The 24,659-nt window shown below is 57.7% G+C and carries 25 protein-coding genes; 17 read left to right on the top strand and 8 right to left on the bottom strand.

Translation table 11 applies throughout. The features are described from left to right. The first annotated feature begins 213 nt into the window (after positions 1 to 213). Both OL236_RS09510 and OL236_RS09505 read left to right on the top strand, forming a co-directional pair. Positions 214 to 1,065: an aldo/keto reductase gene (locus tag OL236_RS09510; RefSeq protein ID WP_265070419.1), complete on the top strand. Its 852-nt coding sequence runs from the start codon at positions 214 to 216 to the stop codon at positions 1,063 to 1,065. Positions 1,066 to 1,108: 43 nt separating this feature from the next. Beyond that, the gene (locus tag OL236_RS09505) at positions 1,109 to 1,555 is read left to right on the top strand and encodes a cupin domain-containing protein (protein WP_265070418.1); all 447 of its coding nucleotides are present in this window, start codon (positions 1,109 to 1,111) and stop codon (positions 1,553 to 1,555) included. A 90-nt stretch (positions 1,556 to 1,645) separates the two neighbouring features. Here OL236_RS09505 and OL236_RS09500 read toward each other — a convergent pair whose 3' ends face one another. From OL236_RS09500 to OL236_RS09490, 3 genes are all read right to left on the bottom strand, one after another. Continuing rightward, positions 1,646 to 1,924, bottom strand: a complete 279-nt coding sequence (locus OL236_RS09500) for a type II toxin-antitoxin system YafQ family toxin (RefSeq protein WP_265070417.1) — start codon at positions 1,922 to 1,924, stop codon at positions 1,646 to 1,648. Then, positions 1,911 to 2,207 (bottom strand): type II toxin-antitoxin system RelB/DinJ family antitoxin, encoded by a 297-nt coding sequence (locus OL236_RS09495; RefSeq protein ID WP_265070416.1) that lies wholly within the window; start codon positions 2,205 to 2,207, stop codon positions 1,911 to 1,913. Before OL236_RS09495 ends, OL236_RS09500 begins: the two co-directional genes overlap by 14 nt. An 84-nt stretch (positions 2,208 to 2,291) precedes the next feature. Beyond that, positions 2,292 to 3,152, bottom strand: a complete 861-nt coding sequence (locus OL236_RS09490; protein ID WP_265070415.1) for a LysR family transcriptional regulator — start codon at positions 3,150 to 3,152, stop codon at positions 2,292 to 2,294. Between the two features lie 374 nt (positions 3,153 to 3,526). On the opposite strand from OL236_RS09490, the gene OL236_RS09485 reads away from it, so the two are divergent. The 4 genes from OL236_RS09485 to OL236_RS09470 all read left to right on the top strand — a co-directional run bounded on the left by OL236_RS09485 (position 3,527) and on the right by OL236_RS09470 (position 6,145). Beyond that, on the top strand, positions 3,527 to 4,918 hold the full coding sequence (locus OL236_RS09485) for an aspartate ammonia-lyase (protein WP_265070414.1): 1,392 nt from the start codon (positions 3,527 to 3,529) through the stop codon (positions 4,916 to 4,918). A 79-nt stretch (positions 4,919 to 4,997) separates the two neighbouring features. Beyond that, on the top strand, positions 4,998 to 5,378 hold the full coding sequence (locus tag OL236_RS09480; protein ID WP_265070413.1) for an 8-amino-7-oxononanoate synthase: 381 nt from the start codon (positions 4,998 to 5,000) through the stop codon (positions 5,376 to 5,378). A 106-nt stretch (positions 5,379 to 5,484) separates the two neighbouring features. Next, the gene (locus OL236_RS09475; protein WP_265070412.1) at positions 5,485 to 5,877 is read left to right on the top strand and encodes a type II toxin-antitoxin system RelE/ParE family toxin; all 393 of its coding nucleotides are present in this window, start codon (positions 5,485 to 5,487) and stop codon (positions 5,875 to 5,877) included. Further along, positions 5,846 to 6,145, top strand: coding sequence for a helix-turn-helix domain-containing protein (locus OL236_RS09470; RefSeq protein ID WP_265070411.1), 300 nt, complete (start codon positions 5,846 to 5,848; stop codon positions 6,143 to 6,145). The genes OL236_RS09475 and OL236_RS09470 overlap by 32 nt, the downstream gene beginning before the upstream one ends. Positions 6,146 to 6,269: 124 nt before the next feature. Here OL236_RS09470 and OL236_RS09465 read toward each other — a convergent pair whose 3' ends face one another. From OL236_RS09465 to OL236_RS09455, 3 genes are read right to left on the bottom strand one after another with little or no spacing between them, the layout of a single operon-like run. After that, positions 6,270 to 7,268 carry a radical SAM protein gene (locus OL236_RS09465; protein ID WP_265070410.1) on the bottom strand — a complete coding sequence of 333 codons (999 nt, stop codon included), beginning with the start codon at positions 7,266 to 7,268 and terminating at the stop codon, positions 6,270 to 6,272. Next, on the bottom strand, positions 7,265 to 9,277 hold the full coding sequence (locus OL236_RS09460) for an LTA synthase family protein (RefSeq protein WP_265070409.1): 2,013 nt from the start codon (positions 9,275 to 9,277) through the stop codon (positions 7,265 to 7,267). The genes OL236_RS09465 and OL236_RS09460 overlap by 4 nt, the downstream gene beginning before the upstream one ends. A 22-nt stretch (positions 9,278 to 9,299) precedes the next feature. Next, on the bottom strand, positions 9,300 to 10,076 hold the full coding sequence (locus OL236_RS09455; protein ID WP_265070408.1) for a DeoR/GlpR family DNA-binding transcription regulator: 777 nt from the start codon (positions 10,074 to 10,076) through the stop codon (positions 9,300 to 9,302). Positions 10,077 to 10,307: 231 nt separating this feature from the next. On the opposite strand from OL236_RS09455, the gene OL236_RS09450 reads away from it, so the two are divergent. From OL236_RS09450 to OL236_RS09415, 8 genes are all read left to right on the top strand, one after another. Further along, positions 10,308 to 10,844 (top strand): biotin transporter BioY, encoded by a 537-nt coding sequence (locus tag OL236_RS09450; protein WP_006192896.1) that lies wholly within the window; start codon positions 10,308 to 10,310, stop codon positions 10,842 to 10,844. 42 nt (positions 10,845 to 10,886) lie between these two features. Then, positions 10,887 to 11,570 carry a dethiobiotin synthase gene (bioD, locus tag OL236_RS09445; RefSeq protein WP_265070407.1) on the top strand — a complete coding sequence of 228 codons (684 nt, stop codon included), beginning with the start codon at positions 10,887 to 10,889 and terminating at the stop codon, positions 11,568 to 11,570. 30 nt (positions 11,571 to 11,600) lie between these two features. After that, positions 11,601 to 12,947: an adenosylmethionine--8-amino-7-oxononanoate transaminase gene (gene bioA, locus OL236_RS09440; protein WP_265070406.1), complete on the top strand. Its 1,347-nt coding sequence runs from the start codon at positions 11,601 to 11,603 to the stop codon at positions 12,945 to 12,947. Position 12,948: 1 nt separating this feature from the next. Next, positions 12,949 to 13,347, top strand: a complete 399-nt coding sequence (locus tag OL236_RS09435; protein WP_265070405.1) for a type II toxin-antitoxin system prevent-host-death family antitoxin — start codon at positions 12,949 to 12,951, stop codon at positions 13,345 to 13,347. Then, a complete protein-coding gene (locus tag OL236_RS09430) occupies positions 13,337 to 13,627 on the top strand; it encodes a type II toxin-antitoxin system RelE/ParE family toxin (RefSeq protein WP_265070404.1) in 291 nt (96 codons plus the stop codon). The genes OL236_RS09435 and OL236_RS09430 overlap by 11 nt, the downstream gene beginning before the upstream one ends. A 350-nt stretch (positions 13,628 to 13,977) precedes the next feature. Next, a complete protein-coding gene (locus tag OL236_RS09425) occupies positions 13,978 to 14,391 on the top strand; it encodes a PTS sugar transporter subunit IIA (RefSeq protein WP_013740518.1) in 414 nt (137 codons plus the stop codon). A 29-nt stretch (positions 14,392 to 14,420) separates the two neighbouring features. Next, positions 14,421 to 15,380: a 6-phosphofructokinase gene (gene pfkA / locus OL236_RS09420; RefSeq protein WP_006192900.1), complete on the top strand. Its 960-nt coding sequence runs from the start codon at positions 14,421 to 14,423 to the stop codon at positions 15,378 to 15,380. A 20-nt stretch (positions 15,381 to 15,400) separates the two neighbouring features. Continuing rightward, on the top strand, positions 15,401 to 16,381 hold the full coding sequence (locus OL236_RS09415) for a diaminopimelate dehydrogenase (RefSeq protein WP_265070403.1): 981 nt from the start codon (positions 15,401 to 15,403) through the stop codon (positions 16,379 to 16,381). 120 nt (positions 16,382 to 16,501) lie between these two features. Here the strand turns inward: OL236_RS09415 and OL236_RS09410 are convergent, their stop codons facing one another. After that, the gene (locus OL236_RS09410; protein ID WP_265070402.1) at positions 16,502 to 16,969 is read right to left on the bottom strand and encodes a hypothetical protein; all 468 of its coding nucleotides are present in this window, start codon (positions 16,967 to 16,969) and stop codon (positions 16,502 to 16,504) included. Positions 16,970 to 17,111: 142 nt separating this feature from the next. Continuing rightward, positions 17,112 to 18,371, bottom strand: coding sequence for a diaminopimelate decarboxylase family protein (locus OL236_RS09405; protein WP_265070401.1), 1,260 nt, complete (start codon positions 18,369 to 18,371; stop codon positions 17,112 to 17,114). A 283-nt stretch (positions 18,372 to 18,654) separates the two neighbouring features. Between OL236_RS09405 and OL236_RS09400 the strand changes: the two genes are divergently transcribed. The 3 genes from OL236_RS09400 to OL236_RS09390 are packed head-to-tail and all read left to right on the top strand — an operon-like array spanning position 18,655 to position 24,657. Next, the gene (locus tag OL236_RS09400; protein ID WP_265070400.1) at positions 18,655 to 20,889 is read left to right on the top strand and encodes a DNA topoisomerase 3; all 2,235 of its coding nucleotides are present in this window, start codon (positions 18,655 to 18,657) and stop codon (positions 20,887 to 20,889) included. A 46-nt stretch (positions 20,890 to 20,935) separates the two neighbouring features. After that, positions 20,936 to 22,351: a hemolysin family protein gene (locus OL236_RS09395; RefSeq protein ID WP_265070399.1), complete on the top strand. Its 1,416-nt coding sequence runs from the start codon at positions 20,936 to 20,938 to the stop codon at positions 22,349 to 22,351. 35 nt (positions 22,352 to 22,386) lie between these two features. Continuing rightward, positions 22,387 to 24,657, top strand: coding sequence for a DEAD/DEAH box helicase family protein (locus OL236_RS09390; protein WP_265070398.1), 2,271 nt, complete (start codon positions 22,387 to 22,389; stop codon positions 24,655 to 24,657). The last annotated feature ends 2 nt before the right edge of the window (positions 24,658 to 24,659 follow it).

Here is a 24,659-nt window from a genome sequence, read left to right as displayed (position 1 = left end):
TGTATTCGATATGAGAAGGGAAAAGCCCTTTATTTGCAGGAAATTTTCGAAAGGCGGATTTTCTGCAGTGCTGCGGGGAAAAGTTGCGTCGGGGAGGATTTGCTATACGATATTGATATAGCAGATTGCATGATTGGCATTGTACAAAGCACGATGTTTTACGTAAAATAGCCTTGTAGAGAGCAATGAGGTATTTTGAAAGGAGATTTAACCATGGAATATACGACGCTTGCCAACGATTTGAAGATGCCGCTTCTGGGGCTTGGCACCTTTATGATCAGCCCAGCGGATGCGGAAGCGTCTGTCTATAAGGCGCTGAAGAACGGCTATCGTCTCATCGACACGGCGAACGCCTATATGAACGAAGCCGCCGTCGGCAAGGCGATGAAGCGTGCGATGGAAGAAGGAATCGTCAAGCGCGAGGAAATCTTCCTGTCGACGAAGCTTTGGCCGACGCTCTACGAAAGCGATATGGCAGTCGATGAAACGCTCGCGCGCCTCGGCACAGACTACATCGACCTCCTCTTCATCCACCAGCCTGCGGGCAATTTCACGGCGGGCTATGCGAAAATCGAAACGGCGTACAAGGCAGGCAAGGCACGCTCCTTGGGCATTTCGAACTTCCACGGCGAAAAACTGGAGCGTCTTCTGGCGGAGGCAGAGGTCAAACCGCACGTCATACAGCTCGAAACGCATCCGTACCATATCGATCACGCGGTCATGAAGCGTCTCGCGTCCTACGGCACGCGGCTCATGGGCTGGTACCCACTGGGACACGGCGACACGACGCTTCTCGAAGAGCCGATCTTCCTGGAGCTTGCCGACAAGTACCGCAAGAGCACGGTGCAGATCATCCTGCGCTGGGCGGTGCAGAGGGGCTTCATCACGATTCCCGGCACGAAGAATCCCGACCACATCCGTGCGAATTTCGATATCTTCGATTTCGTTCTGACAGAGGTGGAGCTGGCGGAGATCGCCAAGCTCGACGGCAAGAAGCGTTACTATACGCCGGATGACGCGACGGAAGAGAAGTACGCCTCGATGCAGCTCGTGTTTGAGCTTTGATTTCTGAGATACAATGAAGGAAATCGATGGGAGGAACGGTATCATGACGAAGGAAGAATGGAGCGCAGGAGGGCACACGGAAGAGCGCGGCGGCGCTTTTGGTCTTGGCGTACCGAACGATGCCTATGCGAAGTATTTCAGCGGGCAGTCGTATCTGAATATCTTGACGCAGAAGGGGGCGGTCGTGTCGATTTACAACGTGACTTTCGAGCCGTCCTGCCGCAACAACTGGCACATCCACCATGCAAAAAAGGGCGGCGGTCAGATTCTCATCTGCGTCGCGGGCGAGGGATGGTATCAAGAGGAAGACAAGGAGGCGAGGAGCCTTGCGGTCGGCGATGTCGTGGAGATTCCGCCGAACGTCAAGCATTGGCACGGCGCGAAGAAAGATAGCTGGTTCAGTCACCTCGCCGTTGAAGTGCCGGGCGAAGAGACGTCGAACGAATGGTGCGAACCTGTGACGGACGAGGCGTACGGGAAGCTCGAATAAAGCAGGGCATGGCTTGCGGCGGTTCGCGGTTCAGGGAGGAGCGAAAGAGTATAGAAAGCGCCCCTGCATCAGCAGGGGAGGAAGAGATGGTTAGGTTTGAAACAACTTGGCGTGACTTCCAAGGCGGGCAAGTGAAAGGATCAGCGTGTCCTCCTTGACTTGATAGATGAGCAGCCAGTCAGGCGTGATGTGGCATTCGCGATGGTTGCGGAAACTCCCTGTAAGAGCATGATCGCGATGCTGCGCAGGCAGCGGTTCCCGTCGTGCCAAAGTGTCGATGACGTTTTCAAGCAAGGTGAGGTCACGATGTTGACGAATGGCAGCTTTGAGATCCTTTTTGAATTGTGCGGTCTGCTTAATCTTCAGCATCTACTTCGTCCTTAGCTTCACGAATCAAGTCGGCAGCACAGAGATATGTTTTCGCAGAGATCTTACCAGCGGCGATGTCGTCAGACTCCTGCAGTGCAGCCAAGGTTTCAGGAGTAAAGCGAGGTTTTTGTACAGTGAACGGCAGACCTTCATGAAGAAGGATTTGATGAAAAAATATATTCACTGCTTCGGAAGCGGAAAGGCCAAGCATGCGCAAAGTGTTTTCGACAGAAGTCTTGACTTCGGGTTCAAGGCGTATATGCAATGTTTCTGTTTTTGCCATGCAAATCAGCTCCTTTACCAAATTGTATCATGTTAGGTACACGAATGCAAAGAAGGTGGAAAAGATATTTGCATGGCGGCTTTTTCATGCGATCGTCTTTTCCGTCACTTTGTCGAACAGCTTGCGGTACTTCGGCAGGTCTTCTTTGAGGCACACGAGCCAGTAGTCCGTGTGGCATTCGGAGTCGGCGAGCGGTACACAGATGCGCCCTTCGATCTCTTCGCCTCGCGCGATGAAGTAGCCGGACTGAAAAATCGGATAGGGGGAGTTCGCGGCGAGTTCGGTGAGCGTCGTGCGCTCTTCCTGCATGAGATAGCGCGTTTGCGGCGTCTTTTCGTGCACGGCTTTCATCCAGAAGCCGACGCGGTTGAGGAGCAGCAACGTTTCGCCTTTGAGGTGGTCGAGCTGCAGCCGGGGATGAAAGGCGAGCGGGCTCGTCGTGGGCAGCGAGAGAAAGAGATCTTCGTGCCCGCATTTTTTTGCATGGAAGACGGTTGCATCCTCGGGCGGCGTATGCGTGACGGCAAGCTGATATGTGCGGTCGAAGAGTTTCGCAAAGAAGTCGGCGTCGTCCTTCATATCGGCGGAAAGCGTCATGCCGTCGAATATGTTGTTTAGAAGAGGCGTCAGAACGATCTGCGGCAGGGGCGAGCAGAAGGCGATGGAAATGGTGCGCAGACTGCGCTCGTAGGCGCGCAGACGCTCCGTCATGTCGGCGGTCTCCTGCAGGATGCGGCGCGCATGGCGTACAGCGAGTTCGCCGACTTCGTTCAGCGCCAAATGGTTCTTGCTGCGTGCAAACAGCGAAAGGCCAAGCTCTTCCTCGAGTTTCTTCATGGTGCGCGTTACAGCAGGCTGCGACGTATGCAGCTTCTCCGCCGCTGCCGACAGCGTGCCGCAGTCAGCAAAAGCGACGAGCTGGGCGAGCATAGACATTTCGAGCATGTTGCACCTCCGGAATCTTGACGTACATGTTTCACTATGCGCACAGCGGATAACAGATGTCGTTATTGGCATTGTACATGATTCCATAAAGGCTGTAAACTTTTAGGATATATGTTCAGCCGTCGCGCAAAGTGGCATGGCATGCTCACGCGCCCGTTTTCTGTATAGCGGCATCAAAGTAGCACGCTGTACATAGGGTGTCACAGCGCTTGCCGAGGCGACGGAAGGATAAAGCTGACGGCGTTCGCCCGCCTATGGACGCATCGAAAATAATTTCCACGATATTCCTGTTTCCGTAAGACAAAGTGACAGAAAAGTTGTATAATGTATACAAGAGATAGACGGTTCGGACAAAAGGAAAGGGCGGGATTGCAATGCGGAAAGAACATGATTTTCTCGGCGAACTTGAGGTGCCGGATGAGGCGTATTACGGTGTGCAGACGCTGCGTGCCATAGAGAATTTCAGCATCACGGGCAGTCGGCTCGACGTTGACTTCATTCAGGCGCTCGCCAAGGTGAAGAAGGCGGCAGCACAGGCGAACATGGAGACGGGAAGGCTCGACAAGCGCATCGGCAACGCGCTCGCCGAGGCGGCGGAGGAGATCATCGACGGCAAATTTATCGACCAGTTCCCCGTCGACCCGATTCAGGGCGGCGCGGGTACGTCGGTCAACATGAACATGAACGAGGTCTTGTCGAATCGCGCGCTTGAAATCATCGGCGAGCCGAAGGGCAGCTATGACATCATCTCGCCGAACAATCATGCCAATATGGCGCAGTCGACGAACGACGCTTTTCCGACGGCGATCAAGGTCTGTCTGACGCACAAGGGACACAAGCTGACGGTGGCGCTCGACTATCTGGCGACGGAGCTGGAAAAGAAGGCAGAGGAGTACAAGGACATCCTGAAGATGGCGCGCACGCACCTGCAGGATGCCGTGCCGATCACTCTGGGGCAGGAGATGGGCTCCTATGCGTCCGCCGTGCGCCGCAGCATCAAGCGCGTCGGCTGGTCGATGGACAGCATCCGCCTCATCAATATGGGCGGCACGGCGGTCGGCACGGGACTCAATGCCGAGCCGGCCTACATCAAGGCGGTCGCGCGCAAGCTGCGCGAGATTACGGGTGAGAATTTCGAGACGTCGACGAACATCATCGACGCGACGAACAATACGGACGGCTTCGTTGACGTGTCGTCCGCACTCAAGAACACCGCGCTCGTGCTCATCAAGATGGCGAACGACTTCCGTCTCATGGCGTCGGGACCGCGCTGCGGGCTCAACGAGCTGAACTTGCCGAAGCGCCAGCCCGGCTCCTCCATCATGCCAGGCAAGGTAAATCCCGTCATCGCCGAGGTACTCGACCAGGCATGCTATCAGGTCATCGGCAACGATCTCGCCGTATCGTTCGGCGTCGAGAACGGGCAGTTCGAGCTGAATGTCATGGAGCCGATCATGGCGTACAACCTTTTCAACTCGATGAACTACCTGACAAATGCCGTGCGCACCTTCGTCGACAAGCTGCTCATCGGCCTTGAACCGAATCGCGAGCAGTGTCAGCAGTGGGTCGACCGAAGCGTGGGCGTCGTCACGGCGCTCCTGCCGCACATCGGCTACGAGCAGTCGGCGATTCTTGCGAAGGAAGCCTATACGACAGGCAGGCCGATTCGCGAGGTCATCTTGGAGAAGCAGCTCTTGACGAAAGAGCAGATCGACCACATCATGTCGCCTGAGCAGATGACGCATCCGGGCATCACGCACGAATAAGGGAAGGAAGGCCATGGGTTTATGGCGTCGCCTGAAAGTGTCGATAATATGAGAGATGTACAGTAAAGGAGGCGTTTGCATGAAACGGATTTTTCTGGCCGTCGTTTTTGCCTTGTTCGCTCAAGTTTTATGGATGCCGCAGACCTTTGCCCAAGATATTTGGGCAACCTCCTATGATGGCAAGGACATCTACATCGTGACGGAAACCCTGGAGAAAGAGCGGATTCCGACAGGCAATGCCACCAGCTATCGCGGGATGGTGAAGTTCGTGCACGGCGATGCGCTGCAGAACACGGCGCAATACTTGTACAAAGCGAGCGAAGACGGTGTGTTTCTGTCGATCGACGGCGGCGCCTTTTTCCGACTCGGCGGAGATTTTGACGGCGTTCCAGAGAGATATGCACACTACATGGCGGTCTATGATACCATGTGGAAGACGCTGAGGAACAACAGAAACTGAAAATCGTATCCCCTTTGTTTGCCTACAAGGTGCAGTCTAGAAACAAAGGGGATATTTTTTGAATTGCAATATTGCATGAGATGCGTCATTGACGTATAATAAAGATATGAAGAATGAAGTGATTCCTCAAGTGCTCGTTGAAACGATGCCATATCAACGAGCAGTTGAAAAAATATGGGATATAGAAACTCAGATGGAGTTCAAGATATATATCGGACTGAATCCATACAGTGGTAATCTGATTCCCGGAACGGGCGGCATACGGAAGATTCGCTGGCAGGGCTCTGGAAGAGGAAAACGCGGTGGTGCCCGTGTGATCTACTATATCTATAATGAGAGTCAGCCGATTTATCTGTTGTATGCCTATCCGAAAAATGTCCAGGTTGATTTAACCGAAGACGAGAAAAGAGTATTTCGGGATATTGTAGAAGAGATGAAAGCGATTTTTCACAGGAAGGAGGAGCAGCATGGAGCCGATGATGTCAGACGCGGCAAGTGAAATTTTTGAAGGCTTGCAGGAGGCGCTGCTGGATGCGCAAGGCAGTATCGTGGAAGGCTTGAAAAAAAGCGTCGTATATCGCATAGAACCTCAGGCGGTGAGAAAGCGTCTGGCGATGTCACAACAAGAGTTCTCGCGAGCCTTCGGGATTCCTTTGGCAACCTTGCAGAATTGGGAGCAGGGACGCAGGCAGCTCGATGCTACGGCGGTGTCGTATTTGAGAACGATTGCGCGATTTCCAAAAGAAGCCATGGCGGCTCAGATGTGAGCCGCCATGGCTTCTTTTTTACTATGAAAGTCCAAGAAGTCAAGCCCGAAGGGCGCAGACCGATTGGCTCTTTCATGTAAGGGCGGCGCACAATGTTCACAAAGTGGACGTTTGTGCGTGTAGTTCAGTATTTTTCCACCCCTCGTCCGTCGAATTTTGGCACGAAGGAGGCGGAGACGGTGCCGCCTTGCTGGATGTAGCAGTTTTCGATGCCGAGACTGCGTGCGTGGTCGACGACGCTCTCGTATTCGAAGGTCGTGAGACGGCGGTTGAGTTCGGGGACTTTTGAGAGGTCGCCCATGGGCGTGTATTGGTTCATGAGGCTGATGTAAATGGTATCGGAGAAGTTCTGCCAGAGCCAGTCGAGGATCTTCATGCTTTCCTTGCGCCGTCCCGGCAGAACGAGGTGGCGCACGAGGACGCCGCGCTGCATACGATTGGTATCATCGAAGATGGGACGGCCCGCGATCTCGCGCATACATCGTATGGCGGCGCTCGCCGTCTTGAAGTAGTCGGGGGCTGTGCTGTAGCGAAGAGCCGCCTCTTCCGCCATGTATTTGAGGTCGGGCAGGAAGATGTCGACGAGTCCCGCCAGGCTTTTAATGGTATCAACGGTCTCATAAGCGGAGGAGTTGTAAACGACGGGTATGGAAAGCCCCTGCGCCTTGGCGAGGTGAAGCGCGGCGGCGATCTGGGGTGCGAAGTGTGTCGGCGTCACGAGGTCGAGCGTTGTCGCGCCGCGCTCTTCCTGCTCTAGGAAGATGTCGGCAAGGCGGTCCTCCGTGACGGTGATGCCGAAATTTTCGCGGCTGATCTCGTAGTTTTGGCAGAAGGCGCAGCGCATGTTGCAGCCCGAGAAAAATACCGTTCCTGCGCCCTTTTCGCCAGCCAGGCAAGGCTCTTCCCACGCATGAAGCGATACGAGGCCGACGCGCGCGTATCGGCCAGCGCCGCAGAAGCCGTGCGCATCGTGCAGGCGGTTCGCGCCGCAGCCGCGCGGACAGAGGTGGCAGGCGGCGAGCGCTGCGAGAGTTTTCTCTATGATTTTTGCCGTGCGGCTCTTTGCTGCACGGCTTTTTTGCGTGTCGGCGGCGCCTTCCCTTTCGCGTTCCGCTGCCATCATTCACGACCTTCAAGCTTCGCCTCGTCGAGCATGGGGCCATACTTCGGCCGCCACCATGAAAGGGCGCGTACGGCGTTGATATAGTCTTGCATAGCCTCTTCGTCGAGAGCGGCCGGGCGGTCTTTGATCGGTTCGGCGACGAGCGGAACGGTATCTGTCCTGCCGATGGCGCTGTGCGTGATCCAAAAGCCGTAGTTGACGCCCTGCCGGTTGCCGCGCGTGAGGCTTCTTCCTACGGCTTCGTAGCGAAAGCCCCGAGGCGCAATCAGCTCGATGAGTGTCGGCGCGATGTCGATCTGACTGCCCGCAGCTTCCGGGTTGAGCAGATCCTTTCGTACGCCGTGCCCCGTGAGGATGAAGGGGATGGCGTAGCGCTCGTAGAGCGACGGCGTCTTCTCGATGTTGTAACGGTCGGCATGGTCGCCGACGATGACGAAGAGAGCTTCGGGGAATTTTTCCTTCGCCGCGCGGAGGAAGGCGGCGAGCTCCTGCGTCGCGTACCAGTAGTGGCCGAGTTCTTTGAGGAGGGCGTCATCTCCCTGCGCCTCCTTGGGGAGCGCGGTGCGCACATCTTCTGCGGGAAAACCCTTGGCGGCGAGATCGACCGTGTACGGAGAATGGTTCGAGACGTTGAGGAGCACATGAAGCCCGGGCTGTTCGGGATCGATGCGCGAGAGAACTTCCCGGTAGAGAACTTCATCGTCGACGCCCCAGACACTTCCCTCGTCGGAGGAGAAGTCGCCGCGGCTGTAGAATTGCTCGAATCCCTGCGCGCGGCAGAACGGCTCGATGCGCTCCCATGTCGCAGGGCCTGCATACCAGAAATCCGTGTGGTAGCCAAGGCGGGCGAATGTGGGCGCGATGGCGGTCGGATAGGGCGCAGCGAAAGATTCGGGCATCGTCGTGAGGTAGAGGTTGGCGTCGGCGAATCCCGTGACAACGCCCGTGACGGCGGACACCGTGCTCGAACCGTTCGGTAGAAAGGTATCACAGTAAACGGTATCAGCTGCGTTCAGCAGTTCTTTCGTGGGGTCGGCGATGTGCAGGCTCGCATACTTTTCCAAGAGCGGCCAGTTGGCGTAGCTTTCGGAGATGATGAGGAAGATGTGGCGCGGCTTTTCGATCTGTGCGCCTTCGGCTTCACGCGTGAGGTAGACGTCGAGGTCGCGCGTATCGGCAGGACGGCCTGCGTGGAGCGCGGCGAGGCGCTCGATCTCCTCGACGGTGAAGTCGAGACCGTTGCACGCGAGGAAGCGGCTGTTCAGCACATAGGCGCGATAGAGCGCCTGGAAATTGTCGAGGATGGCTTCGTTCAGGAAGGCGTCGTTCGTGACGCCGGCATTCTCCCAGTTGACGGCGTCCTGCCAGCGCAGGCTGCCGCCGAAGGCGCTCAACAGGGCGACGAGTGCGAGAATCAGGAGGAAGAGAGCGCGGCGAAGAGACCGCCAGGGAAGCAGTCGCTCGGCGAGAGCGGAAAAATCGCACGCGAGCAGAAGGCACAGCGCACGATAGAGAAGGAAGGCGAGCAGGAGTGCGCCCGCGAGCCGCACGGGCAGGTAGAATTCCTGCACGAGCGAGATAAAGAGCGCATAGACGTCCTCGTTCACCGTATTGAAGATGAGTTGATGAAAGCCCGTGTGATATTGGCGGTAGTAGGGAAAGCTCGCGGCGTAGAGGATGGAGAGCACCGTGAGGGAAAGGGCGCTCATCACGCGCCATGCGAGATTTTCAAGCGGTGCATGAAGAAGACGTGCGAGCGCGGCGGGCACGAGGGAAAAGAGCGCAAGCACCCCCGCTGTCTGAAAGCTCAGGCGCATGCCGCGCCAGAGTGCGATGGCGATGTCCGCGCTGCCCGTCGCCGCGGCCATGTAGTCGTGCATCCAGAAGATGAAGAAGGCGCGGCAGAAAGAAAGGACTGCAAGGTAGAAAAGAAACACCTTGAGTCCTTTTGCGGCAACGGAAGAGAACGCCTGCCAAGAAGGCAGGCGCAAAAAAGATGCGTTTTGCATGGAACAGGGAGTCCTTCCTTTTTCAGTCGATTTGCGGCAGGATGATGTCCACGCCGTAGTCCTCTGCCGCCTGGCATATATCGGCGGCTGGGCGCGAGTCGGTGATGAGCCCCGAGAGCGTGTCGAGCGTCACATAGTTGTAGTTGCCGTCCGAGCTGAGCTTTCTCGCTTCGGCGACGACGTAGGCGCGCTTGGAGACGCGGATGATTGCCGCCTTGTTGATGCCGTCCTCGATGTCGTAGGTCGATACGCTGTTTTCTTTGACGTCGACACCGACGGCACCGACGAAGGCGATGTCGGGCTTCAGGCGTGAGATGAGGTCGAGCGTCATGCCGCCCCAGAAACCGTCGCGGCTCTTGTTGATGACGCCGCCGACGAAGACGACGCGGATCTTCGGGTTCTGGGCGAGGATGGAGAGGATGTCGATCATGTTCGTGACGACGGTCAGCTCACGCTCATCGTGCACGAGAAGCTCGGCGATCGCGAGGTTGCTCGTCGAGATGTCGAGAAAGACCATGTCATGCTCATGGATGAGGTGCATGGCGGCGCGCGCGATGCGGCGCTTGGCCTCGACATCGATGTTGCGGTGCTTGCTGACCTCGACGGTGTGGGGATTCTCGCGTCGGATGACGGCGCCGCCGTAAGTGCGCTTGAGCCGCCCCTGTTTTTCGAGCGCACCGAGGTCCTTGCGTATGCAGTCCTCCGTCACATGAAAACGGTCACTGAGATCCTTGACGCGCACCTTGCCGTCGCGTGCAAGGATGTCAAGAATGGCATCATGGCGTTCTACAAGAAACATATTCTCGCCTCCGTTGCTATTGGTTTATCGTATTTTTTCCAATTTTACCCGAAAGGAAAAAGTTTTTCAAGCCCTAAATTTTCTTTATGTCAGCGCATCAAGGTAAACTTTTCAAAAATGTTAAGTTGACAATAATCGTACAAGGGCGTATGATAAGGAAGATTTATGGAACGATAGATATGAAGGGGCGCTGGCGGATTCAGCGCTTCCCAAAGGGAGGAGTCAAATTTCATGAAAGTGAGAGAAATCGTTCTCTGTGCGCTCTTCATCGCGCTCGTTGCCGTCGGAGCCTTTATCCGCATCCCCGTCGGCACGGATGTCTACACGCTGCAGTTCCTCTTCACGCTCTTGGCGGGCGTCCTGCTCGGGGCGCGGCTCGGGGCTGTGGCGGTCGGCGTCTATGTGCTCATGGGGCTCGTCGGCATCCCCGTCTTTGCGTCGGGTGGCGGGCCGAGCTACGTCCTGCAGCCGACCTTCGGCTATCTCGTCGGCTTCATCTGTCAGGCGTATCTCACGGGGGCGCTCGTGCGCGGCGGCGAGCCGACCTTCGGGCGCGTGCTCGGCGCGTGCCTCGCGGGCATGGCGGTCGTCTATCTGTTCGGCATTTCCTATTTCTACATCGCGTCGAACTACATCGTCGACGCGCCCATCACGCTGTGGCTCGCGCTCTGGTACTGCGGCATTTTGCAGGTCGTGCCGGACTTTCTGCTGTGCCTCGCCGCCGCTTTCATCGGCATTCGCTGCCGCAAGGCGGGACTTTGGCTCTGAGATGCATCGCTCGATGCTGTCTTTGCAAAGGAGAAATCTTTCATGGGAAAAGCATTGTTCATCACGGGAACGGGAACGGACATCGGCAAGACGTATGTGACGGGACTCATCGTCAAGCGCCTGAAGGAGGCGGGACTTCGCACGGGCTACTACAAGGCGGCGCTGTCGGGCGCTGAGACGAGCGCGGACGGCTCGCTTCTGCCCGGCGATGCGCTTCATGTCGCACGCACGGCGGCTCTGGCAGAAGATGAGGCAATCGTTTCTTATATTTATCGGGATGCCGTCTCGCCGCATCTCGCCGCGAGAATCGAAAATCGTCCGATCGACTTCGGCAAGGTTGAGCGTGATTTTCGCGCGGCGAAGGAGCGCTTCGACTATCTGACGGTCGAGGGCAGCGGCGGCATCATCTGCCCTTTGCGCTGGGACGAGCATGAACACGTCGTGCTCGACGACCTCGCCGTGCGCCTCGGGCTTTCGGCTCTCGTCGTCGCCGATGCGGGACTCGGCACGATCAACGCCGCTGTCCTGACCGCCGAGCACTTGAAGATGCGGGCCATTCCCCTGAAGGGATTCATCTTCAACAACTGGCAGGCGGGAGACGTCATGCAGGAGGACAATAAGAAGATGGTCGAGGAGATGACGGGCGCGCCCGTCGTCGCGTGCGTCGCGAAGGGGGCAGAGGAATTGCCGCTCGCGGCGGCGGCGCTCGCCGCGCTGTACGACTGAACATCCGAAATCATAGAGGGAGAGGATTTCATGCCAACGATTGAAGAACGCGACCTTCGCCATATCTGGCATCCGTGCGCCCAGATGAAGGACTACGAGGAGCTCCTGCCCATGGTCATCGACCATGCGAAGGGCGCATGGCTCTACGATGTGCACGGCAAGGCTTATCTCGACATCGTTAGCTCGTGGTGGGCGAACCTCTTGGGGCACGCGAACGAGAAGATCAATGCGCGCATCAAGGCACAGCTCGACCGCCTGGAGCACGTCATCTTTGCGAACTTCTCGCACCGTCCTGCCATCGAGCTGGCGGAGCGCCTTGCTGCGCTCGTGCCCGCCGGGCTCACGAAGTTCCACTTCAACGACAACGGCTCGTCCGCCGTCGAAGCGGCGCTCAAGATGGCGTTTCAATACTGCCAGCAGACGGGACGCACGAAGAAGACGCGCTTCCTATGCCTTTCCGAGGGCTACCACGGCGAGACGATCGGTGCGCTCTCCGTCGGTTCGATGGATCTCTTCGCCGAGATGTACAAGCCCATGATGATGGACAACATCCACGTCGAAGCGCCCGACTGCTACCGATGTCCTTTTCAAAAGACGCGCGAGACGTGCTCCTGCGAGTGCTTTTCCTATGCGGAAAAGGCGTTTTCCGAGCATGCCGAAGAGTGTGCGGCGATGATCGTCGAGCCGCTTCTGCAGGGCAGCGCGGGCATGCGAATCTACCCGGAGCTTTATCTCAAGAAACTGCGTGCGCTCTGCGACGAGCATGACGTGCTCCTCATTGCCGATGAGATCGCGACGGGCTTCGGCCGGACGGGCAGGCTATTCGCGACGGAGCGTGCGGGCATCACGCCCGACATCATGTGCCTTTCCAAGGGATTGACGGGCGGCTACATGCCGATGTCCATCACCGTCGTCAAAGAGAAGATCTACGACGCCTTCTACGCGGACTGGAGCGAAGGGAAGGCGTTCATGCACAGCCACACCTACGCGGGCAATCCGCTCGGCTGCGCGGCGGCACTCGCCGTGCTCGACATCCTCGACGAGGAAAACGTCCTGGAGAGAGCGGAAGAGACAGCTCTTTGGCTGACCGCACGCATGGAGGAAGTCTTCGGTGCGCACCGAAATGTCGGCGAGATCCGTCATATCGGCCTGATCCATGCCGCAGAGCTCGTCGAGGACAAGCGGGAGAAGCGCCCGTTCGACGCGAGCCGCCGCCTCGGCTATGCCATCTACCGGGCGGCGCTTCGCAGCGGACTCCTGCTGCGCCCTCTAGGCGACGTACTCTACTTCAACCCGCCGCTCAACATCGAGAAGGAAGAACTCGATACCGCGATCTGCCGCATGAAACAGGCGATGGACGAGGTCTTGGAAGCGTAGCGTGAAAGCTGCCGCAAATATTGGAAAGAAAAGCCGCCGTCGCAGAAGATGCGACAGGCGGCTTTTTGCTGTCGAATTTACGGTTGAATTTTACAACAAAAGAAGGTATGCTAAAGATAGAAGAAGGGAGGGGGCGGCTATGCCTAATATCAAACCGATTTCTGATTTAAGAAATTACGGCGAGGTGCTTCGTGACGTAGCTGTCGGTTCGCCAGTTTTTCTTACAAAGAATGGGCGCGGTCGATATGCGATTGTTGATTTGGAGGATTATGAAAAAACGAAGGCAGCATTGAGGCTCATGAAAGAACTTTTTCAGGGGAAAATATCTGGAGATGAAAGAGGCTGGCGTACGTCTGCAGATGTGAGGGCGCATTTTCAGAGGAAAATAAATGAAGCATAATATCCAATATTCTCCGAAAGCCGAAGGTGATCTGGATGAAATTTGGGACTATATCTCTTCTGAATTGTGCAATCCCCGAGCGGCGCAAAATACGATAAACCGCATACTGGATCGCGTGGATCAGCTGGGGGATTTCCCGCAACTCGGCGCAGCGCTTTCTTCCGTGATCGATGTAGAAAGCGAGTATCGTTTTCTTGTTTGCGGCAATTATATAGTGTTTTACCATGAAGCCCCAAGAGGTCAAGCCAAAGGCGCAGACCGATTGGCTAGGCTTCTGTAAGGCGTGAGGACATATGTACAGTGTGCCTCCTTGATGAAGCCGCTACAGGAAACGGGCGTAAAAGCAGTGTATGTCCGTTTCCTGTAGCGGCTGAACATATGTCCTGAAAGTTTATCGTATATTTGAGCAGGATGTCTATGTCGACCGCGTGTTATACGGTAAGCGAAATTATCTTCGCATCTTGTTTCAGAAGTTGACACGGGAGCCAATGGACGATTGAAGCGGAGAGATGATTCCTAAAGTTGGGCAGGCGGCTTTTTTACAGGACATATAGGAAAAAATTTGCTATAATAAGAATGATAAGCACTGGATTTGATGCTTGGGCAAAAGCTCAGCTGGGGGGTATGGATATGTTTGCAATCATCGTTGGCACGCACGGCCGGCTGGCCGAAGAGCTGCTCTCTTCCGTCGAGATGATCTTCGGCGAGGTGCAGAACACGGCGGCGGTCACGTTTCTGCCGGGCGAAGGGCCGGCCGACATCACGGCGAAGTACGAAGCCGTCTTGGAAAAGCTCGATACGTCGGGCGGCGTGCTCTTCCTCGTCGACATCTTCGGCGGCACGCCATACAATGCCGCCTGCCGCATCGTCATCAACAACGAGCAGTACGGCATCGTCACGGGCGTGAGTATGCCGATGCTCGTCGACATGGCGAACACGCAGGCGATGGACGAGGGGACGGACATTCGTACGCTGATGGAGAAGGCAGCGAGCGTGGGGCAGAAGGGCATCCGGCTCTTCCACGCGAGTGCAGTCAACAGCTGAGAAAAGACAATAGGATAGGAGAGAGATACATGATCAGTACGATTGGTGTTGTGACTTCGGGCGGTGACAGCCCGGGCATGAATGCGGCGGCGCGCGCCGTCGTGCGCACGGCGATTTCCGAGGGAGTAAGGATTTTCGGTGTCTACGGCGGCTATACGGGGCTTTTGGACGGCGACATCAAGGAGCTTTCGACGCGCAGCGTCAGCGACCTCATTCAGCGCGGCGGCACGTTCCTCGGCACGGGGCGTTCCAAGCGCTTCCATACGGAGGAGGGGCGCAAAGCGGCGATGGAAAAGCTCAAAGAGCATGGCATCGAAGGCCTTGTCGTCATCGGTGGTGACGGCAGCCTCACGGGCGCGGCGCATCTCTCGCGCCACGGCATGCCGATCGTCGGTCTGCCGGCGACGATTGAAAACGACGTCTGGGGCACGGACTACACGATCGGCGCCGACACGGCGGCGAACACAGTTCTGGAGGCCATCAACAAGCTGCGCGACACGGCGTCGGCGCATCGGCGCATCATCCTCATCGAGGTCATGGGCAAGAAGTCGGGCTGGCTCGCGATGATGGCGGGCGTCGCGGGCGGCGCTGAATACGTCCTCGTGCCCGAGGTCAAGTACGATCTCGATGAGATCTGCACGGAAATCATGGACGCTTACGAGGCAGGCAAAAAGTACAGCATCATCGTCGTGGCGCAGGGTGCAGGCTCTGCCGTTGAGATGGGCAAGTTCATCGGCGAGACGACGAAGATCGATACGCGCGTATCCGTCTTGGGCTACATCCAGCGCGGCGGCGCGCCGACGGTCGAGGATCGCATGAAGGCGTCGCTTCTCGGCGAACGCGCGGCTCTCGCGCTGATGTCGGGCGCAAGCGACATCGTCTTCGGCTTCGACATGGGCAAGGTCGTGAGCATCAATCTACATGACGCCGTGACGAACCGCAAGACGCTCGATCCCGAGATCGTGCGCCTCGCACGCGTTCTCGCCTGATTTGGGAGGAAGAGAGAAATATGAAAATTGCCATTCTCGGCTACGGAAACCTCGGGCGCGGCGTGGAGTGCGCCGTGCGCGAAAACGGCGACATGGAGCTTGTCGCCGTCTTTACGCGACGCGATCCGAAAGATGTGAAGATCCAGACGGAGGGTGTGCCCGTCCTCCGCGTTGAGGACATCGAGGCATGGAAGGACAAGGTTGACGTGCTGATCCTCTGCGGGGGCAGCGCGACGGATCTGCCTGGGCAGACGCCGAAGTATGCGAAGCTTTTCCATGTCGTCGACAGCTTCGATACTCATGCGAAGATTCCCGCGCACTTCGCTGCCGTAGATCAGGCGGCAAAGGCGACGAATCATGTCGCCGTCATTTCCGTCGGCTGGGACCCCGGGCTCTTCTCGCTCGCGCGCGTCTATGCGAATGCCGTCCTGCCGAACGGCAAGGATTACACTTTCTGGGGGCGCGGCGTCAGCCAGGGGCACTCCGACGCCATCCGCCGCATCGCAGGCGTGAAGGATGCGAAGCAGTACACCATCCCCGTCGTCAAGGCGCTCGCCGCCGTGCGGCGCGGCGACAATCCCGAGCTTACGACGCGCGAGAAGCATACGCGCGAATGCTTCGTCGTCCTCGAAGAGGGCGCGGACGCAGCGAAGGTCGAGAAGGAAATCAAGGAGATGCCGAACTACTTCGCCGACTACGATACGACCGTGCACTTCATCACGGAAGAGGAGCTGAAGGCAAGCCACAGCGGCCTTGCACACGGCGGCTTCGTCATCCGCACGGGTGCGACGGGGCTTCATGGCGAGCACAAGCACGCGATCGAGTACAGCCTGAAGCTCGACTCGAACCCCGAGTTCACGACGAGCGTTCTTCTCGCGTATGCAAGGGCGGCATACCGCCTCGCGCAGGAGGGCTTCGCGGGCTGCAAGACCGTCCTCGACATCGCCCCCGCCTACCTCTCGCCGCTTTCGGCAGAGGAACTTCGGGCGAAGCTCTTGTGAGGGAAAGAGTTTCGGTATTGTGAACAGCATGAGCAACAAGGAAGGGCGCCGTCGGCTGACGGCGCCCTTCCTTCTATAGAATACGAACGGAAAATACATCGGGTGCAAAGACACATACCATCACAAAAACTTGCCGTAGACTCGCTGCAATAGATCATCAAAGTACTGCCGCTCTAATGCATATGTACTGTGTAGATCCAACGGCTTATTGATGGCGTCAAAAAAATTGACAGCTCCCTGAAGCAAGGTGAGCAGCAGTTCCTTTTCTGGGACAAAAAAGCGCTTATTGTTCCACTTTGTATGCAATTTTATAAAACCTCTGTCATATTCTTCAAAGTCCATCTCCATTGGAGCATCTGGAAAGGACATGGAGGCTATTCCATCTTGCAGCAGTTTATCGATGGCGACGGCGAGGTAAACCCAGAGATAATTAAGGGAGTCCCATTCACGGAAGGTTAATATTTCTTTATCAAAATAGCTTAGCAGAATAGCGCCGTCTATATATTTTTTGTCCACATGCCTGGCAATCTTTTTGAGCTCCTTGGCGTCCGTTACATCGACAAACCATGCCGGATCGATATGGTTCAAATCGGATATGCGCACCTTGGGTCTGATGAGAAAGGATCTGCAGGTAAACATTTTGTAATATACTCACGCCTTAGAGAAAGCTGAAAAAGATATGAGCTATGCGATGATCTTTGACATCTTCGCATAGCCCTGTTGTGATACTCTACTTCATCAAACCGCCGGGGATGTCGAGGGTGGCGAAGTAGTCATCGAGAGTTTCGGCGCGGCGGATGAGTTCGACGCTGCCGTCTTCTCGGAGCAGCAGTTCCGCGCTTCTGAGCTTGCCGTTGTAGTTGAAGCCCATGGCGTGGCCGTGTGCGCCGGTGTCGTGGATGACGATGCGGTCGCCGATGTCGATCTTCGGCAGTTTGCGGTCGATGGCGAATTTGTCGTTGTTTTCGCAGAGTGATCCTGTAACGTCGTAGATGTGATCGCAGAAGGCGTCTTCCTTGCCGACGACGGTGATGTGGTGATACGCGCCGTAGAGCGCGGGGCGCATGAGGTTCGCCATGCAGGCGTCGAGTCCGATGTAGTCCTTGTACGTCTTCTTTTCATGCAGCGCCGTCGTGACGAGCCAGCCGTAGGGTCCCGTGATGTAGCGGCCGGATTCTGCCTTGATGGCGAGGCCTGCGAGTCCCGCCGGCTCGATGATCTTCTTGTAGAGCGCTTCGATGCCGCTTCCGACGCGCTCGACGTCGATGGCTTCTTCTTCGGGGCGGTAGGGAATGCCGAAGCCGCCGCCGAGGTTGATGAATTCGAGCGAGATGCCGAGGCGCTTTTTGATTTCGACGGCGAGGTTGAACATGAGTTCCGCCGTGAAGAGGAAGGCTTCATTCCTAAGCTCGCTCGATATGACCATGGTGTGCAGGCCGAAGCGCTTGACGCCCTTTTCGCGTGCGATCTTGTAGGCGTCGAAGATCTGGTGGTGCGTAAGGCCGTACTTCGCCTCGGTCGGCTTGCCGATGATGTCGTTGCCTTCGATGAGCGGGCCGGGATTGTAGCGGAAGGAGAGGCAGTCGGGGAAGCCCGCGCACTTTTCGAGGTAGTCGATGTGGCTGATGTCGTCGAGGTTGATGATGGCGCCGAGTTCGCGCGCTTTCTGGAATTCCTCGGCGGGCGTGTCGTTCGAGGTCAGCATGATCTCTTCGCCCTTGACGCCGGCGGCCTCGGAGAGGAGCAGTTCGGCGATGGAGCTGCAGTCCGTGCCCGCGCCCTCTTCGTGCAGAATCTGCAGGAGGCGCGGATTTGGCGCTGCCTTGACGGCGAAGTGCTCGGTGAAGTTCGGCGCCCACGAGAAGGCTCGCTTGAAGCGGCGGAAGTTCTCGCGAATGGCCTTTTCGTCGTAGATGTGAAAGGGTGTCGGATATTGTTCGATGATTTCCTCAAGCCTCTCGCGGCTTATGGGGAAAACTTTTTCTGTCATAAGGACGCCTCCCAAAATGTTTCTGATGGAGTGAAAAGCCGCCTGTGCGGCGGCGCTGATTCTTTCGCCATTATAACAATGCAGCGCAGGGCTGTCAATGAAGGCGATTTGTGGTATAATAGAAGAGAATATTTGATTTGCATGAGAAACTGCACGCACAAACGTCCGCTTTGTGGACAAAAGTGCGCCGCCCTTAAAGAAAGTTACCCAAGCAGCCTGCGCCTTCGGCTTGGCTTCTTGGGCTTTCATAAAATATCGCTGTGCGCGGAAAGGAGGAGAAGCCTTGCGGCTCTACATTGCGGAGAAACCGAGCATGGGGCGCGAGATTGCCAAGTGCCTCGAAGGCCCTGTGCGCTCGCACGACGGCTGGCTGGAAACGGCGGAAGGCGCGGTGACGTGGGGCTTCGGTCATATCCTGCGACAGAAGGAGCCGGAGGAGTACAGCGAGAAGTACAAGTTCTGGCGCACGGAGGATCTGCCCATCGTGCCCGCCGAGTGGCAGCTCGTCGTCGCGCCGTCGGCAGCGCGGCAGTTCCGCATCGTCAAGGATCTCATCGCGCGTGCCGATGAGATCGTCCATGCGGGCGACCCCGACCGCGAGGGGCAGCTTTTGATCGACGAGGTGCTCGATTTCGTCGGCAACGAAAAGCCCGTCAAGCGCATCCTTCTGAACGCGCTCGACGAGAAGAGCATCCGCGAGGCGAATGCGGATCTTCGCGAGAACAGCGACTTCTACGCGCTCAAGCAGTCGGCGCTGGCGCGTGCCCGCGCCGACTGGCTCATCGGCATGAATCTTTCGCGCGCCTATACGCTCGCGGCACGCCGCGCGGGGCACAAGAAGCTCGTCCTGCCCGTGGGCAGGGTCAAGACGCCGACCTTGGCGCTCGTCGTGCGCCGCGAGCGCGAGATCGAGGGCTTCAAGCCCGTCGATTACTTCGAGATTCGCGCGAAGTTCCGCCATGCAGACGGGGATTTCATAGCCGTCTGGAAGCCGCGCGAGGAGGAGCCGGGGCTTGACCGCGAGGGAAGGCTCGTCGACGAGGCGGCGGCACAGGCGCGTCTTGCGGGTTTCGCCGAGCCGCCTGCAGACGGGCGCGTGACGGAGCTGCATCGCGCGAAGAAGACGGAGGGGCAGCGGCTGCCGTTTTCGCTTTCATCGCTTCAGGTGCTCGCGGGCAGGAAGTACGGCTACGAACCGCAGCTCGTGCTCGATACGGCGCAGAAGCTCTACGAGAAGAAGCTCACGACATACCCGCGCTCGGACTCGGAATATCTGCCGCTGAACCAGCGAAAGGATGCGTCCGCGATCCTCGCGCATCTCAGGGATGGCGACGATGCGGCTCTGTCGCATTGGGCGGGCGGCGCGGACGCGAAGATCAAGAGCCGCGCATGGAACGACAAGAAGGTGACGGCGCACCATGCGATCATTCCGACGTGCGTGCACGCGCGGCTCGGGACGCTCACGGAGACGGAAGCGAACATCTACCGCCTGATCGCGCAGGCGTTCATCGCGCAGTTCTATCCCGAGCATGTCTACGAAAAGACGCGTGCGGCTCTCGACTATCACGGCGAGGCGTTCGCCGTGAACGGGCGGCGCGAGATTCAGGCGGGCTGGCGTGCCATTTACCGCACGGCGAAGAAGGGCGCGGGCGAAGAAGCTGATGCGGGCGATGCAGACGGCGAGGAAGAAGAAGGCGGCGTCCTGCCGCCCTTGAAGAAGGGCGACGCCGTGACGTACTTGAGCGGCGCGCTCAAGAAGCGTGCGACGAAGCCGCCGCCGCGTTTCACGCCGGCGACGCTTCTGCAGGGCATGAAGGAGATCCACAAGTACGTGCTCGATCCTGAGGCGAAGAAACGCCTCAAGGACGTCTACGGCATCGGCACGGAGGCGACGCGTGCGGCGATCATCGACGATCTCATCAAGCGGCGCTTCCTTTCGGCGAAGGGCAAGAAGAAGCTGCTCTATCCGACCGATACGGCGTACCTCCTCGTCGACGCCCTGCCCGACGATCTCGTCTATCCTGACGCCACGGCGCTTTGGGAGGACAAGCTGCACTCGATGGCAGACGGCGAGGGCACGCTCGAAGAGTTTCTGTCGGCGCAGGTCGCTTTCACGCGCCGCCTTGTGGCGAAGGCGCTCGACGCGAAGATCGAGCGCGGGGGCGAGCATCCGTGCCCGCGCTGTCAAAACGGCGTCCTCGTGAAGCGCCGCGGCAAAAACGGCGACTTCTGGGGCTGCTCGAACTACCCGCGCTGCCGCATGAGCTGCGACGACAAGGAGGGAAAGCCCGATCTCGACTCGCGTGCACTGCGGGCAACGTCGGCGAGGTCTGCACCGTCTCGCGCAGGTCAGAAAGATGTGCGCCCTGCCCGCAGTTTTGGTGCACCTGCGCTTTCGGAGGAGGAGATGGCGGCGTTCCTCGCCGAGTATGCGCCGCTGCCGTCCGCACAAGAGATGATGAATTCCCCTTTGGACAGCAAAAAGGGAGCAGGAAAAGCAAAAGCGATTGTAGAATAAATGTTTAAAGTAAGATATATCAGTGCATTTTGATGGGGGAGAGTTCTTGGAAGATCCTTTTTTATTGTCTTTGAAAATTCTTGTCGTCTTTCTGCTCGTCTTCGGCAATGCGTTCTTCGTTGCGGCGGAGTTTTCCATCGTCAAGATGCGCAGTTCTCGGCTCGACGTGCTCATCGCCGAGGGCAACCGCCGCGCATCGTATGCGAAGAAGCTGGCCGATCGCCTTGACGTGGCGCTTTCCGTCACGCAGCTTGGCATCACCATCGTTTCCCTGGGCTTGGGCTGGCTCGGTGAGCCTGTTGTCGCTTCCTTGCTGCATCCGGCATTTTCGTGGTTCGGCGTGCCGGAGAGCGCGGTTGAAACCGTCTCCTTCGCCATCGCGTTCTTCCTCATCACCTCGCTGCACATCGTGGGCGGCGAGCTGATTCCGAAGAATGTCGCGATCCGCAAGGTCGAGAGTGTCGCGCTCACAGTCGCCTTGCCGCTCCTCGTCTTCCAGCGCATCATGTATCCTTTCGTCTGGCTGCTGAATCACGTCGCGAACTGGGCGGAGGAACGCATGGGCTTCTCCGTCGTGACGAAGGAGGAGGATGTGGCGCATACGGAAGAGGAGATCCGCGTCCTCATGGAGGAGAGTCATCGCCAAGGCTTCATCGATAAGACGGAATTGGAATTTGTCGACAACGTCTTTGACTTCGCCGATCTCTCCGTGCGCGAGATCATGATTCCGCGCACGGACATGGTCTGCCTCGATCTTGAGGACTCTTTGGAAGAGAGCATTGAGACGGCGATGGAGGAGAGGCTCACGCGCTATCCGATCTGCGACGGGGGCAAGGACAACGTCATCGGCTTTTTGCATATCAAGGACTTTTTACAAACGCTTTACAAGAAAGAATCGCCCGATCTTCGGAAGCTCGCGCGCCATGCGCTCGTCGTGCCCGAGGCCATGGCCGTCAGCCGCCTTTTGCAGACGATGCAGCAGGAGCGCTCGCAGCTCGCCATTGTCGTCGATGAGTATGGCGGCACGGCGGGCATGGTCACGATCGAGGACGTCATCGAGGAAATCGTCGGAGATATTCAGGACGAGTTCGATACGGATCGCCCGCTGGTGGAAAAGAAGGGTGCGTGCCTTTACTCCGTCGACGCCAAGATGCTTTTGGAGGAACTTGAGGACATCCTGGAGGTCGCGATCGACGAGGAGGAGATCGACAGCGTGGGCGGCTGGCTTTCGGCGCACGTCGACAATCCACCGCGCATCGGACAGAAGGCGGCATTCGGCGATGCACAGTTCTTTGTCGAGGAAACGGAGGGCGTGCGCATCACGCGCGTCCTCTGCCGCCTTGGGCGAGAGCCGCAGAAGGAGCATGACGAGATCGTCGATCTCACGCAGTCGCGCAAGACCGACGGCATAAGATATATGAGCGGGCGCCGCAGGGATGGAAAGGGCGCCCACGTGAATTGAGATTCTCGTGAGAGAAACCGGGGCTGGCGCAGGAGATGCTTGCGCAGCAGCTCGATCAGGGAAAGAACGGTGAGGACATGGCATCAAATTTTGATTTCTTGATGGCGCGAAAGGATTACAAGGCGATCGCGAAGACGGCGATGGAGGCGGAGCGGCGCTTCGGCACGTCATACCCAGAGTGTGTGATTTTGTCGGCGCGTGCAGTCAAGCTGGCGGTGCGCTGGATGTTCACGCACGATGCGGGACTCGCGCTGCCGTATCGCGAGGCGATCGCTCGCCTCATTCATGAGCCGACGCTCAAGAAACTCCGTCCGGCTGGAATGAATTATCTCGTGCATTACATCCTGCATCTCGGCAATGTCGTTGCTTATCGCGGCATGGACGTCTCACGCGAGGAGGCCTTGCTCGCGCTGCGCGGACTGCACGCAGCCCTTTCATGGTTGGCGGCGTGCTACGAGGAAGGTTTTTCGCCGACTCCTTTCAATGAGAGCCTTTTGCCGACGGGCGGCAAGGAATGCAATGCGAATCCTCTGAAACTCCTGAAACTCTACAAGGAGCCGTTCGAAGGCGGCGCCCTTTTACCGCGGCGCAAGAAGAACCGCGAGGCTTCGGAGAAGTTTGCCGCCCTGCGGGAAAAAAACAGGAACGGCAGCGTCGTCGAGGTGCCTGCCGACCTTCTCGCCGAGACGCGCGGCCGCTACATCCTGGTGGACAGTGCGCAGGCGGGATGGACTTTGGGTGAGGACTTCTTCATGAACGCGCAGATCGAGGGCGCGGGAAAAAAGACGCCGACAGTCGACCTCCTCTTCACCGATGCCGAGAAGAAACCGCTGGCCGTCATGGCGGTCAAGGCGGCGGAGCATTCCGCAGAAGACGGCGTCGCTCAGGCGAAGGAATGGGCGACGCTCATGGAACAGAAGTACGGCGAGCGTCCCTATATTTTTCTCCTGCGCGAGGGAGGATACTGCTATCTGGATGAGGCGAGCGGCACATTGCGTCCGATTCATGGATGCTTTTCGCGCGTCGGTTTGGAGCGGCGTCTGCACTTCCGCCGCCTTTACGATCCGGACGGACATCCAGACCTTGCTGAAGACATTGTGAACCGCCCCTATCAGCAGGAAGCCGTCTGGCGTATATGCGAGGACGTGCATCGAGGCGTGCGACGGCTTCTCGTTTCCACACCGCCGGGCACAGGGAAGACGCGCATGGCGGCGGGCGCCATTGAAGCGCTGCTCCATCAGAAAGCCGTCGGCAAGGTGCTCTACCTTGCTGACCGCGAGGAACTTGTGCATCAGGCTTACGAGCAGTTTCGCATGCTGCTGCCCGACGCGAAGCTCATCGACCTCCTCGGCGATGTACGTGAAGAGGCGCAGGCGGACATCGTTTTCGCGACGGCGACCATCATGATGGACGCCGTGAACGAGAGTCGGACAGAAACGGGAGCGCGCCTCTACGATCCGGCGCACTTCGATCTCGTCATCATCGACGAATCGCACCCGAGTATCTACGAAGACCATATCGTTCTCTTGAATTACTTCGATGCAATCCTTTTGGGCTTCTCGTCGTTGCCGCCTGAGGCTCCTGGAGAGGAAGATGTCTATCGTTTCTACGACCTTGCGCCCGGAAAGCCTACTTTCGCCTATCGTCTGGCAGAAGCGTGCCGCGACGGTTGGCTCGTCGATTTTGTTCTGCGCGATGAAGCGCCCGAGGGCATCATGGAGCCGCACCTTCGCTATGCCGATCTCACAGAGGAGCAGCGAACGATCGCGGAGATGGAGTATTCCGATACGGGCGCGATCGCGAGCAAGGATTTCGACGTGCCGGCCGTGAACAACTGGCTCTTCAGCGAGGAAACGATCCAGGCGATGCTCGAAAACCTTTTGCAGCATGGTCTCAAAACGCCGGACGGCAAGCTCGGCAAGACGATCATCTTTGCGAAGAACAGTCTGCAGGCGAAGGCGATCGCTTTCATTTTCCAGCGGCTTCATCCCGATTACGGCGCAGACTTCATCCGTGCGCTCGATGTCCGTACGCCTGATCTTGCCGCGGCGGTGCAGGCTTTTTCGCTGTCCGATGAGCAGCTGACGATCGCTGTTTCCGTCGACGTCTTGGACACGGGCTTTGACATTCCTTCCGTCGTGAATCTCGTCTTCTTCCGCAAGGTGCATTCGCTGAGCAAGTTCAGTCAAATGCTCGGCAGGGGCATGCGCTTCTGCGCCGACTTGAACGGTGAGGGAAAGGACAAGGAGAGGTTTCTCGTCATGGACTACTGCAAGAATTTTGCATTCTTCGATATGAAGAAGTGAGG

This window comes from Selenomonas sputigena, from assembly GCF_026015965.1.
Lineage (GTDB): Bacteria > Bacillota > Negativicutes > Selenomonadales > Selenomonadaceae > Selenomonas.
Note: the sequence above shows the minus strand (reverse complement) of the source record. Positions and strands in the feature narration are given on the sequence as shown.